Annotated in this window: 10 protein-coding genes; 1 reads left to right on the forward strand and 9 read right to left on the reverse strand. The window is 62.0% G+C overall.

The annotated features are described in order from the left end of the window. Window positions 1-4 precede the first annotated feature (4 nt). The 8 genes from BLR85_RS20425 to BLR85_RS20460 form a co-directional block, all read right to left on the reverse strand. Window positions 5-1,084 (reverse strand): porin family protein, encoded by a 1,080-nt coding sequence (locus BLR85_RS20425; RefSeq protein ID WP_068316627.1) that lies wholly within the window; start codon window positions 1,082-1,084, stop codon window positions 5-7. Next, window positions 1,081-4,197: an efflux RND transporter permease subunit gene (locus tag BLR85_RS20430; RefSeq protein ID WP_068316624.1), complete on the reverse strand. Its 3,117-nt coding sequence runs from the start codon at window positions 4,195-4,197 to the stop codon at window positions 1,081-1,083. The genes BLR85_RS20425 and BLR85_RS20430 overlap by 4 nt, the downstream gene beginning before the upstream one ends. After that, complete coding sequence (locus BLR85_RS20435; protein WP_093161574.1) at window positions 4,197-5,294, reverse strand: efflux RND transporter periplasmic adaptor subunit; 1,098 nt, start codon at window positions 5,292-5,294, stop codon at window positions 4,197-4,199. The genes BLR85_RS20430 and BLR85_RS20435 overlap by 1 nt, the downstream gene beginning before the upstream one ends. A 69-nt stretch (window positions 5,295-5,363) precedes the next feature. Next, window positions 5,364-7,088, reverse strand: a complete 1,725-nt coding sequence (locus tag BLR85_RS20440) for a sulfatase-like hydrolase/transferase (protein WP_093161575.1) — start codon at window positions 7,086-7,088, stop codon at window positions 5,364-5,366. 156 nt (window positions 7,089-7,244) lie between these two features. Next, a complete protein-coding gene (locus BLR85_RS20445) occupies window positions 7,245-7,706 on the reverse strand; it encodes a hypothetical protein (RefSeq protein ID WP_093161576.1) in 462 nt (153 codons plus the stop codon). 112 nt (window positions 7,707-7,818) lie between these two features. Continuing rightward, complete coding sequence (locus BLR85_RS20450; protein ID WP_068316613.1) at window positions 7,819-8,637, reverse strand: formate/nitrite transporter family protein; 819 nt, start codon at window positions 8,635-8,637, stop codon at window positions 7,819-7,821. Next, window positions 8,634-9,887, reverse strand: a complete 1,254-nt coding sequence (locus BLR85_RS20455; protein ID WP_068316610.1) for a DUF3179 domain-containing (seleno)protein — start codon at window positions 9,885-9,887, stop codon at window positions 8,634-8,636. The genes BLR85_RS20450 and BLR85_RS20455 overlap by 4 nt, the downstream gene beginning before the upstream one ends. Window positions 9,888-9,889: 2 nt before the next feature. Continuing rightward, entirely contained in the window at window positions 9,890-10,159 is a 270-nt protein-coding gene (locus tag BLR85_RS20460; protein WP_068316606.1) for a hypothetical protein, read from the reverse strand. Window positions 10,160-10,334: 175 nt separating this feature from the next. Here BLR85_RS20460 and BLR85_RS20465 point away from each other — a divergent pair, with 175 nt between their 5' ends. Further along, window positions 10,335-11,765 carry a tetratricopeptide repeat protein gene (locus BLR85_RS20465; protein ID WP_068316602.1) on the forward strand — a complete coding sequence of 477 codons (1,431 nt, stop codon included), beginning with the start codon at window positions 10,335-10,337 and terminating at the stop codon, window positions 11,763-11,765. 42 nt (window positions 11,766-11,807) lie between these two features. Here BLR85_RS20465 and BLR85_RS28615 read toward each other — a convergent pair whose 3' ends face one another. Then, a complete protein-coding gene (locus BLR85_RS28615; RefSeq protein ID WP_139188479.1) occupies window positions 11,808-11,996 on the reverse strand; it encodes a hypothetical protein in 189 nt (62 codons plus the stop codon). Window positions 11,997-12,403 lie beyond the last annotated feature (407 nt).

The following is a 12,403-nucleotide window of genomic DNA, read 5'->3' on the forward strand; positions in this document are numbered from 1 at the left end:
CGGCTCAGAACCGATATGTTGCCGACAGCACAACCCGCTCGTCCCCGCCGCCATTTCGGTTGTACTCGGCCTGCACAGCGGTGCCGTTCCGGAAGCCCATGTTCAGACCAAATATCGCGGAATACTTGTGCACGTTCTCCTGCCGGACCCTGTAGCGGATATTCAGGGCGTCCCCGTCGTCAAAGGCATCCTCGAGGCTGTAGACACCTTCAATCACCGTATCCACATCGAGATAGGAGGCCCCGGCATAGGGGGAGACCATGTGGCCGTTGCCGAATTCGAACCGCCGTCCAAGTCGCAGCCCCGCCGTGGTCGATTTGATATCCGTCTCGGAGTTCGATGACACCGTGATCGTGTGCGAGGCGTTCAACGAACCCCACCACGCGCCAATGCCATAGACTGCGATCGCACCGACAGTCGTGGTGACCGCATCGATACTGGCCGTGAAGTCGAGCGTGATATCATCGGGCAACCCGGCGCCGGGCGGCAGCGGGCCGATATCGGCAAGATCGAGCATCACGTCGAGATCGACCTCTCCATCAAGCTTGCCGACCGCGGCGAACAGGTTGAGAAACGGCAGCACCCAGAGATCGGCCTTGAGCTGCTTTGACCTTGTGTAGCTGCGCACGTTATCGAAGGAAACAAACGGCGTCTCCTTGAGGTCGTCCTTCGATGGATCGCTCCCCTTGGCAAGCGTGACAGCGAGGTTGGACAGGTGTTGTTCCTGGATGTTGTTCACACCCAGCAGCGTCACGCCAACCGGCAGCGGCAGGGCATAGCCGCGGTTGATCGTCTTCTCGCCGAGCAAGGGGAATACGCGGTCATAGGGTATGGGTTCCTCGGGCGGCGACGGCGAGGACGGGTTGCGCAGTTGCAGCCCCTCCGGCAGGCGCAGCAACACACCCAGTTGGGGAAGAATACCCGACGGCGTGCCCTCGGCCTCTGTGAAACGCGGCGCGAAGGTGAGGTCCTCCACCTCCGCCGCCGACTGTGTTTCCTGCGCCAGAGACGGGAAGCCCGTGACCAGCGCAAGAGCCACGACGGCGGCACCAGAGTGCAGTGACGGTTCGGTCATCTCTCTCATACGGCCTCCGGTTCTGCGAGATGTCCCTGGCGCGGTTTTTCTTTCCGGATGCCGTGGAAAGTAGCGTAGAACACGGGCACGAGGATCATGGTCAGGATCGTGCCGACTGTAAGGCCGCCCATGATCGTCACGGCAAGCCCGATCCAGAACACATCAGGCAGGAGCGGGACGACGCCCAGCACGGTCGTTGCCGCAGCCAGCGCCACCGGGCGCAGCCGTGAGGCGCCGGCATTGATGAGCGCGTCATAGGCGGGTTGGCCCGCGGCAAGGTTGTCGTTGATCTGGTCGATCAGCACGATGGCGTTCTTGATCATCATCCCCGACAGGCTCATCGCCCCCAGTAGGGCCACGAAACCAAAAGGCGTGTTGGTCAACAGCAGGCTCGGGACGATGCCGATGAAGACGAAGGGGATCGTGGCAAAGATCACCAGCGGCGGTCGATAGGCGTTGAAGAGCGCCACCACAATCAGGGTGATAACCGCCATTGCCGGGACAAGGCCGGGCACGAGACCCGCCTGCGCCTTGACCGTGTCCTCGTATTCGCCGCCCCATTCGAAACGGTAGCCCGGCGGCAGCTCCTCCATCAGCGCCTCGAACTCCTCCAGCACATCGGCGCGATAGGTGGGCAGGGTCACGCCGTCGATCGGGTTGGCCTGAACGGTCAGCGTGGGTGCCCGATCGCGGCGCAGGATGACCGGGTCCTCGGTCTCGGTGCCGATCCCCGTGACGACCTGGCCGATGGGCAAGGATTCGACCGATGTCGGCCCCTGGACCTGCACCAGCTCGAAGTTGTCGACCGAGGCGCGGTCATCGGGATGCTGGCGCGCGATGATCGGGATCATCTCGTCGCCCTCACGATAGAGACCGACGGTCAGGCCGTCATAGGCGCGCCGCGTGGCATTGCCGAGATCCTCATAGGTGATCCCGGTCCAGCGGGCGATGTTCTGGTCGAAGGCAGGCACCTGCACCAGCACCCGGTTGCGCCAGTCATGCCGGGCAACCTTAGTCCAGGGATGGTCCTCCAGGATCTGCAGCGCCCGGTCGCCATAGCTGCGCAGCACCTTGGGATCGGCATCCGCCGGCCCGACGATCCGGCCCTCGAAGGTCCATGTATTGGCCGGCCCGACACCGAAACGACGGGTGAAGGCGATGGCCTCGGGATGGTTCGCGGTGAGCCAGTCGGAGACTTCCGCGGCGATCTCGGGGATCATCCGGTAGTCTTCGACATTGGCGATGACCTGCGCATAGGCCGGGTTTATCGGCTCCGGGTCCACCGGCAGGTAGAAGCGCGGCGGGCCGGCACCGATGAAGCTCGCAACGTCCGTGACGCCGTCCATGGGTTCGACGACCGCTTCGATGCCCTCCACGGCCTCTGCCACGGCCTCGATCCGCGTGCCTTCTGGCGCGTGGAAATCGATCATGAACTTGTCCATCGCGGAGGTCGGGAAGAAGAGCTGCGTGACCGATCCGAAGGCGACAAAGGAGGCGGCCAGTGCCACAACCGCGCCGCCGATCGTCACGTAGCGGAACCGCACCGCGGTTTCGAGGACTGTGCGATACCCTTTGAGCAGCGCTCCCTCTTTCGGCTCCGTGTCGGCTTTCGGGGCCTTCAGCAAGGCAACACATTGAAGCGGCGTGACCGTCATCGACAGGAACCAGCTGACCAGCAGCGAGATGCCCACGACCGAGAACAGCGTGCGGCAGTATTCGCCGGCGCTCTCGACCGAGGCGAAGATCGGATAGAAGGCCATGACGGCAACGAAGGTTGCGCCAAGCAGCGATATGGCCGGCCGCCGGGCGGCCTCGATGGCCGCGTCGATCCGGCTCTTGCCAGCGGCCATCCGAACCGCCGCGCCATCGGCCACGACAATGGAGTTGTCCACCATCATGCCGAGCGCGATGATCAGCGCCCCGAGCGACATGCGCTGAAGGTCGATGCCGAACATGGCCAGCGGGATGAAGGTGGCAAGGATTGTCAGCAACAGCCCGCTGCCGATGATGATCCCCATCCTGAGCCCCATCACCAATGTCAGGACGACAAGCACGATGGCGATTGCCTGGGCAAGCGAGATCAGGAAGGAGGAGACGGCAAGGTCCACATCGTCAGACTGCCAATGCACGCGGTCGATCTCGATGCCGATGGGCAGGGTTGCCGCCAGTTCATTGACCCGCGCGTCGACGAGCTTGCCGACCTCGACCACGTTGACGCCCGGCTGGAAAGAAAGAGCGATCCCGATGGTCGTAAGGCCGTTGTAGCGCATCAGCGTTGTGGCAGGTTCCGCATAGCCCTCGCGCACTTCGCCAATGTCACCGATGCGGAGCAGCGCATCCTCCGGGTTTTCCCCGAGGCGCACCGCGTCGAAAACCGTGGGCCGCACGGCCAGTTCGTCGATATCGCTTGGCGACGTGAACGTCCCCGATGGGGCAATCCGCATCCGGTAGTCGCCAATGTCCACGCGACCGGCATCCACCACCTCGTTCTGTGTCCGAAGCGTGTTGATGATGGTCTGCGGCGAAATCCCGATGGCCGCGAGCTTTTCTTCCCGCACATCGATATAGATCGCGCGCTCTTGCTCGCCCCACAGGTCCACCCGGCCGACGCCCTCGACCAGCGACAGGTGACGTTCCAGATCTTCCGCGTAATCCCTCAGTTCCTTGTCGGAGAACCCGTCCGATGTGACGGCCAGCAACAAGCCTGAAACATCGCCGAAATCGTCATTGATGATCGGCCGGCCCGCGCCCGGCGGCAGCTGGGTTTCGATATCGCGGATCTTGCGGCGCAGCGTATCCCAAATTTGCGGCAGCGCATCGGACCAGTATTTCGCCTTGATCTCGATCTTCACCGTCGACATGCCGGCGCGGCTTTCGCTGGTGATGTTGTCGATCTCCTTGATCTCCTGCAGCTTGCGCTCGATCTTCTCGGTCACCTCCTGTTCGACTTCCTTGGCGCTGGCGCCGGGATAGGGCGTGGCGACAACGGCTGTCTTGATGGTGAATTCCGGGTCCTCGAGCTGGCCCAGCGAGAAGAAGGACGCGATCCCGCCAAGCGTCAGAAGCACAATAGCGAACCAGGTGAACTTGGCATTCCGGATGGCAAAGCTGGCGAGATCCATCAGTTCTCTCCGCCGTCGAGGAAGATCACGTCCTGCCCGCTGCGCAGGGAACTGGCGCCGGCGGTGACGACAATCTCGCCTTCGTTCAGCCCGTCCTGGACAGCGACCCCAAGGGAACCTGCCCCGCCGAGCGTTACGGGCCGTTCCGTCACGGTCATGCTGGCCTGATCGACGACCCAGACATGGGGCGCATCGCTGCCTTCGGGCGTGAAGACAGCCTGCGCCGGAACATAAAGCCCGATATCGGGGATCGCACCGGGCCTTGGTATGCCGCGCGCTCGTCCCGTCATGCCGGGCAGCACGGGCACGCCGTCCGGCTGATCCATCTGCACGGTCACAGGGAAGGTGCCCGTGGTGATCGATGCCTCCGTGCCGACCTCGGTGATCTCGGCCGCGAGCGCGACGTCTCCGAGAGCGGGGAAACTGACCGAAATGTCCTCGATCTGCGGCAGGATGGAGATGAACCGCTCGGGCACGTCGATCACCATCTCGATCCGGTCGGCATCGACGATCCGGATGATCGGTGTTTGCCCGGCCACTTCCTCGAAGTTCTCGACATAGGTTGCCACGACGATCCCGTCATAGGGCGCCGTCAATCTGGCGTAGGAGAGGTCCAGCTGCGCCTTGTCCAGCGCGGCCTGAACCGCCTTGACCGCGGCAACGGCCGATCCTTCCTGGCCGAGGAAACTGTCGAGCTTGGCCTCTGCGGCCACCTCTCTCTCGACGAGAACCCGCTGCCGGTCTGTCTGCGCCTTCGCATTGGCGAGCGTTGCCTCGGCGCTTTCCAGCTCGGCTTCAAGGCGTGCCACCTCGGCTTCGAACGGAGCCGGGTCGAGTGCAGCCACGAGGCCGCCCTCTTCGACCGTCTCGCCAAGCCCTATGTCGAAGGTCCGGACGGTGCCCGGAACCCCGAAGGACATCGTCGCCTCCCGCGAAGCCCGCGCGACGCCGACGAAGAATCGCTCGTGCAGCGCGCTGGTCTCGGTGACCTCCATCGTTCGGACTGGCCGGACGGCCTTCCCTGACTTTGTTGTTTCCTCTTCCCGGCAACCGGCGAGTGCGAGCGTAGCGAGGGCAATGAGGGCAAGGCGTTTCATTCTGTCCGATCCGTTTTTTGTTGGGTAAAGACGCGGCCCATTGGCGGGCCGCACCGATCCGCGTGAAGCTTACTTGTCCGCTTCCATCGTCTTTTTCAGCTTGAGCTTGCCGAGCGGACCCAGCCCGTCCGGATAGGGGGCCACCACCGCCTCTTGCTTGAGCAGGAAGGCGTCGACGGCGGCCTGGGTTTCGGGGCGCAGGTTCTCGATGCCGTCATAGGGCACCCCGCGGGCCGGTTCGGTATCCGGGAAGACCTTCTTGCGCATCATGTGGCGCCCGAGGATGCGGACGAATTCCTGTCCGCCCCAAGCGCCGATCTCGGTCGAGACCGGGTACAGCTCGTGCGTGTCGCGGAAGATGTCGTAGAAATTCGCCCCGATCGGGTTTTCACCCGGCTTCGGCACTTCCAGTTTCAGGTGCTCCTTGATCACGGCCTGGGGGCTGTTGATCGAGTAGACGATAAGACTGTCGCGCCGCCCCTTCGTTTCGCCCTCCAGGAGCAGGGCCGACTGGTCGACGCCATCCACCAGGCGGTCGCGCGGGATATAGTCGTCGGCACCGGCAAACCGCGCCAGCGTCGTGTACATGTCCGACACGTGGACGATATCGTTCACGATCCCGTCGGCCTCGATCATGTTCGGCCAGCGCACAAAGGCATCAACCCGGATGCCGCCTTCCGTGGTGTCGCCCTTTCCGCCTCTGAAGACCATCGGCGTGAATCCCGATTGCGGCGAGTACTTGGTGAAATGCCCGTTATCGCCCATCAGCACGACGATCGTGTTGTCCGCGACACCAAGCGTCTCCATCTCTGCAAACAGGTCGCCGAGCCAGGCATCGAGCTGCTGCATCTTGTCGACATAGAGCCCGCCATTGGGAGACTTGAACCCGTCGCGACCGGTGCGCGTGTTATGCAGCGGCAGGAGCGGCCAGTACTGCAGGAAGAACGGCTGCTCGCCGGCAGCCAGCTCGCCCAGCTTCTCCAACGCCTGATCCTGGTAACGCTGGTTCATCGCGTCGTATTTGGCGGTGTTCCAGCGCTCGCCCGGTTCCATGTGAACCTCGCGGGCCAGTTCGCCCCTGCTTGCCTCAAGCCCGGTCACCATGGCCGAGGCGTCGGGACGGAAGAACATGTCCAGCGAGAAGCGCGGGTCGAAATCGTCCATGCCGACGGCAACCTGTTCCTCGATCGCGTCATCGTTGAAGATCGTCAACTGACCCTGCTGGTGCACCGGAAAGGCCGCCCAGTCGAAACCCTGGTTCTGGGGCATGGCCTCGGCGATATCGCCCATGTGCCACTTGCCGACATGGATCGTGGCATATCCCGCCTCCGACAGAACCTCCGGAAGCGTCACCTCCCCGGCGGGGAGCCCGAACCCGGCGATGTCGACCGCGGTGTCGCCCATACCCATGCGCACGGGCAGACGCCCGGTCATCATGGCCACGCGCGTCGGCGTGCATGACGGCTCGGTATACATCCGCGCCATCCGCATCGCTTCGTCGGAGAAGGCGTTGATATTGGGCGTGGAATAGCCGCGAACGGCGTTCAGCTCGGGAATGCCCATATCGCCGTAACCCATGTCATCGATCAGAATGTTGATGATATTGGGCGGCTTGCCGGCATTGGCGTCCTGGAATTCGGAGAGCTTGGCATCCACCGCCGCATCGTCCTCGGCCCATTGCGCGGCGTGCTGAGCCATGAGGATGTAGAATTCCGCGTCCTGAATGATCGGCGCATCCTGCGCCTGCGCCGTGGTGGCCAGCGCAAATAGAATTGCTGTTGTTGCTCGCAGCATGTCGTGTCCTCTTCCCTGTTCCTGTTTTTTTCGAGTGGAGATGCTCGGGACTGACTAACGTCTCGAATTTATGTGAAACTGCTTCCTGAAGGCGGAGGTCCTGATGTGGCGTGGGGCGGGCAGCCCAGCGCCACTTCCAATGCCTTCGACCGTTTCCTATGGTTCGACGACCCGCAACGCACTCCAGGCCTGGTTGTCGACACCGCAGCCGCTCAATGTCGGGTTCGCCTTGTCGGCAGCAGGAAGTGCGACGAAATCCGACGCATCGGCCTGGCTTCCGGCGTCGGTCACTTGGTTGCAGAAGTAGAGCTGGTCTCCTTCCACGAACCACTCGAACCGGCTGTAGAGCTCGTAGTCGGCGTCATTGGCGGACCCGTTATGCGCAATCAGGTAGTCGTTCTCGTTGTCCACGAGACAAACGAAGTAGACGAGTTGGTCGCCCAACCCGAAGCTGAGCCAACCATCTGCGCCAACAGCGTGGAACTGGCCGGTCTCGTCGACATAGGTTTCCGAGATCTCGGGGGCGTTGTCCTCGACGCCGGTACAGGCGGAGGCAAATCCAGAGAGGGCAAGGAGGAACGCGGTTGCGAGGGCGGTCCTTGAAGCGGCGTTGTTCATATTCTTTCCAGTCATTGTTGCATTGGAGTCGGATTGGAGGTTCCCGAGTTCCCGGTGAGTATTGTTCCGCCGGTTGCCGGGTCCGGGGGGGTCCGGTCACCCGGCGCCTTGGTCATTTCAGGCGATGCCGGAACGCGAACCAGAACGGCAGCGCAACGAGAAGCGAACCACCGAGGATGTTGCCGATACCTGCGGGGATCACGTTCCACAGGAAAGCATCCGACCAGCCTGGGCCCCCGCCTGTTGCCATCGACAAGGAGAAGTAGCCCATGTTTGCGGGGCTGTGCTGGAGGTTACCGGCGACGAAGAGCGAAACTACAAGGAAGATCGGAACGAACTTGCCGAACAGCGTGTTGCCCATCGCCGCGAAGAAGGCGGCCATCCCGATCAGCGCATTTCCGAGCATTCCGGAGGCAACGATCCGGGTCCATGCCGTCGCCGAGCCGTCTTCCATGTAGGCCATTTTTTTGGATACCACGGAGGCCAGCGCCTCATGCACGTAGTCCGGATAGACTTGGGCGAAAGCGATCACCTGTCCGACGATCAGCGCTCCCAGCATGTTGCCGATCCAGGCGATCCCCCAGAACTGGAATGCCTTGGAGGAGATTTCTCCCCAGGACATCTGCAGGAAGCTCGCCGGCAGGATGACGTTGGCCTCGGTGAACAGCGCGGCGCGACTGAGGATGATCATGAAGAAGCCAGTAGAGAAGCCCAAACCCTGTAGCAGGAGTTGTGGCCCGGAAGCCGTCACACCGGTGCTCAGCAATAGCGAGAAGAGCGCCCCGAAGGTGACGAACGCCCCCCCCATCATCGCGAGGATCAGGATCTGAAGCGGGCCGAGGTCGAGGTAGAATTCGGCCTCGCGCTTCATCGCCGGCAGCACCTCGTAAGCTGCAAGGTGCTGTCGGGTGGGTGTGGCAGGTGCGCTCACGCCGCGGCCTCCTCGGTCGAAACGGCTGCGACGTCACCAACCCGGTTGATGTCGGTATGCGGGAAGAACTCTGCCCAGACATGCCAGAAGAGGCCGGCTTTCACGTCCGCCGAGCGGGCAAGCTGATGGCCGTCGGGCGTCTTGCCGTAGATATCGACCTCCGCGACATCCGCACCGGTGTCGTTGACCCAGACATTCATGCTCTCGAAGAGCGGGCTCCAGGAGACGACCAGCGGCTGGCCTCCAACGACCGCATTCACGGTATTGCCTTGCGAGACGACGAAATCGTCGGTCCAGCAGGTCGCGTCGGAGCCGATATTCACGCCCCAGACATAGCTCTTGGTCGGCAGACGTGGGTCGATCGGGTTCTCGAGGTTCTGCATGATCGGTTTCGCCTCGGTGTGGTGCTTCTGGATTGATCCGACGAAGGCCATTTCCATGGCGAAGTCGAGCAGCCACAGCAGCGGGTTTTTCGGCGGCTTGTTCAGGAAGACCGTGCCCTCGGGATAGGCCTTCTGGAAGCCGCGGAAGGTCATGCGGAATGTGGGCCAGGGCTGCATCGCCAGGCTCTGGCGCAATGGGCAGGCCGGCCCGTCCGCAGTGGTATCGGCATCCTTGGCGCGGAAGCCATAGATCTGCTGGATCGGCTCACCGGTCGCATTGTCCCGCAGCACGAGGTTGTTGCCGTGCTGGGCGAGCACCTCAAGCTCGATCTTCTCGCCTTCGACCTCCGGTGTCATGCCGAGCCCGAGATTGGCGATAGCGCAGAAGGTCATCACCACGTTGGAGCCCTCAAGCCCTTCTTCGGTGCCGGCCAGGTGCGGCCGCATGATCTGCGATTGCGGATGCGCCCGTGCGACGCCGTTCTTTTCAAGCACGATGACCTGCGTCGTCGGGCTGACGAATTCCTTCGCCTCCTCGATGCTGTAGAAACGCGCGCTCTCTTTCTGGTTGCGCAGGCCGATATGGACGTAGATCCAGGTGAACGCGACGAGAAGCGCCGTCAGAACGGTGGAGATCCAGAACAGCCAACCCGGACCCGCGCCGAATCCGAAATGCGTGACGGCCATGACCAGCCAGCCGCCGAAGCCCACGCTCAGGAAAGTGTATTCGTTGCGGATGAAGCGATCGATATTGGCGCGCTTGGTCTTCATGATCATCTGGGGGATGTCGCCCAGATCGCGGAAGTAGAGCAGGGCTATGCCCAGAGAAACCGCGAAGCCGGCGTAGAAGAGGATATTTGCGAGCATTGTCAGTGACCTTGTCTGTGATTGGCGTGGTGTAGGGTGGAGGGAGCTTCGGATGTCCGGTCCCCCGGTGGCCCGAGATAGGACCAGATTTCCTGTTCGAGACCTGCCAGGCTCTCGTTGACGTCCGCGATCGTGGGATCATTTGCATCGAGCGGCATCAATTCCATCAATGTCTCGTAGTCCCGGCAAATCTCTGCGAAGACGGCATCCTTCGAGCGCAGCCGGCAGATCTGTTCCAGGTGGTCGCCGAAACTATGCTTGAAACTGTTCATCTGGGCACCTCGATCTCGTTGTGGAATGGCCAGCGTCATGCGGCAGGCATGCTTGGCGCTCTCCACAGATATCGACCGACCAGTCCTTGAATTATAGGTTTCTTAGGGTAGCTAGTTACGTAACGTATTATTATTTTCAGAGATTTATCGGTAGAAATCGACTTGGAGAGCGAACATGACCAATCCGGATGAGCAGGACGTAACACCGCTTGAGAGCCGATATGTTACCCCGGAATCGTCGGTGGCGATGGCCTCTCTGGCGGAGATTCTCGACAGTCCGGAATTCGCCGGCGCCGTCCGCGTTCAGGCCTTCCTCGAATATGTCGTCAAGGAGTCTCTGGAAGGACGCGGAGACCGCATTCGCGGCAAGACGATTGTCGAAGATGTGTACCGCCGGTCTCCGCTCGAAGGACGGGACCCGGTCGCCGTGGTCCGCGTCGATGCCGGCCGCCTGCGCCGACGGCTGGAGAAGTATTACGATGGGTCAGGGGCGAAGGCCGAGCTGCAGATCAATTTCCAGCCCGGAAGCTACGAGCCGCGTTTCACCCTGCGTCAGGAGAAGGCCCTGCCAAGGGAGCCGCAACCGGAGGTTGCTGCGCCCCCACCCTCACCTCCGCCCAGCCGACGGGTCTCGGCCGGACTGTTGGCATCCCTGGCCGTGACCGTGATCGCGGCAGCCCTCTTCTGGTGGCAAACCGGTTTCCAGGCAGACAGCCCAATCGATAGCGTCGATGCCGGCACCGAGGCACCGCCCCCAGGCCCGGGCGATGCCACTGCCCGAGCGGTGCGCAATGCGTTGTTCTCCAACTCCCCCGCGCGGCTTCAGGCATCGAACCTGGCCATGAAGGCGCGCAGCCTTCAGTTCCCGGCGCTCGAGCCCAAATGGCAGGACGCCGTATTGCTGATGTTCGAACTAGTCATCGAGATGGACGGAAACTATTTCGCGGGCTATGCGGGGGCCGCCGAGAGCAAGGCACTTATCGCGGTGACCCGCCCACCGGGCAAGGATCGTGACGGGCTGTTGCAGGAGGCCGATGACCTGGCATTGCGCGCTCTTGAACTCGGGATCGATCAGAGCTGGAGCCACTCCGCGGCGGCCCTTGTCGCCCATGTGAAGCGGGATTTCAAAAGCGCGCGCCAGCAATCCGACCGGGCGACGTCTCTTGATCCGTCCGATCTGCATGCCCTGAACATGGATGCGCTGATTTCCCTGTTCGGGGGGGATTTCGAAAGAGCGGCGGATATGGCACGACGCGCAGCCGAGATCATGGAGCCCAGAGACTACTTTCCCAACAAGAGCATACGGGCCTCGGCCGAGTTTCACCTCGGGAACTACTCCGAGGCGCTCGGCCTGATCACCGAGTCCGTACTCGAGGGCGATCCCATCAGCCCGATTTCCCTTGGCTACTTGATCGCGATCCATACGAAGATGGGTGACGCCAACAGCGCCGAGGAAATGCTGAACCTCCTTGAATCCGCATGGCCCGGCTTCCCTATCAACGCACTGTTTCGGTCCCTGTATCGAGACCCCGCACATGCCGACGAAGTCATCACGGCATTGTTAGATTCTGGCTGGTCCGGGGAAGGCCGACGAACAAGCGAATAGTCCGGCTGCGTGATCTTACAACTGTTCCGTAGGCGTCCACCTCTACGAAACCATTCGTTTACCGCGCACAATCAAGGCACGTTTTTTGCCAGCCCCCCGCCGAGCCATCGACACTGGAAGGTCGTAAGTTTGATGGCGTGCGACAACAAGAAACGCCAGCCATGGCAGAAACTGTTCAGCTTTGCCCTTGTCGGACAGATAGTCCTGCCAGTCGTCGGTTTCTCTCTTCAATCGTCACTATCGGTCCGTGGGTCAGAACCGATCTCAATTGAACTGGAACGAGTTCAGAGCGGCTTCTCAGGAGATGATGGCAAATCGCAGCGGTTGCTAAGCCGGGCTGTGAATGAACCGCAGCAATGCGATCGCTGGCCCAAAGCGCAATACAAACCCACCAAGGCTGGCCAAAGGCCGTTCCCGTCGGTTCGGGTCGCTTGCACGAAGGATGGGATAGCTCGCTCTGTCGTCAATCATTCTCCAAAAATGCTGCGCGTTGCACGAATGACCGCAACGCGGAAGCTGCAACGCGGCGTTTGAGCTATCGGGAAACGGCGTGTGTGGATGGCTCCTGCATTGCAAGAGATTTCTGTGGTCGCGATGGTCTGTCAGTACAGTCGTGTGTCCGGCCTGTTAGTGTGGCG

This window comes from Aliiruegeria lutimaris, assembly GCF_900099935.1.
In the GTDB taxonomy this organism is placed as follows: domain Bacteria; phylum Pseudomonadota; class Alphaproteobacteria; order Rhodobacterales; family Rhodobacteraceae; genus Tropicimonas; species Tropicimonas lutimaris.

Bases quoted from the DNA above. Each gene is read 5' to 3' on its own strand.
- BLR85_RS20425 (WP_068316627.1), bottom strand. From the start codon at position 1,084: ATGAGAGAGATGACCGAACCGTCACTGCACTCTGGTGCCGCCGTCGTG.
- BLR85_RS20430 (WP_068316624.1), bottom strand. From the start codon at position 4,197: ATGGATCTCGCCAGCTTTGCCATCCGGAATGCCAAGTTCACCTGGTTC.
- BLR85_RS20435 (WP_093161574.1), bottom strand. From the start codon at position 5,294: ATGAAACGCCTTGCCCTCATTGCCCTCGCTACGCTCGCACTCGCCGGT.
- BLR85_RS20440 (WP_093161575.1), bottom strand. From the start codon at position 7,088: ATGCTGCGAGCAACAACAGCAATTCTATTTGCGCTGGCCACCACGGCG.
- BLR85_RS20445 (WP_093161576.1), bottom strand. From the start codon at position 7,706: ATGAACAACGCCGCTTCAAGGACCGCCCTCGCAACCGCGTTCCTCCTT.
- BLR85_RS20455 (WP_068316610.1), bottom strand. From the start codon at position 9,887: ATGCTCGCAAATATCCTCTTCTACGCCGGCTTCGCGGTTTCTCTGGGC.
- BLR85_RS20460 (WP_068316606.1), bottom strand. From the start codon at position 10,159: ATGAACAGTTTCAAGCATAGTTTCGGCGACCACCTGGAACAGATCTGC.
- BLR85_RS20465 (WP_068316602.1), top strand. From the start codon at position 10,335: ATGACCAATCCGGATGAGCAGGACGTAACACCGCTTGAGAGCCGATAT.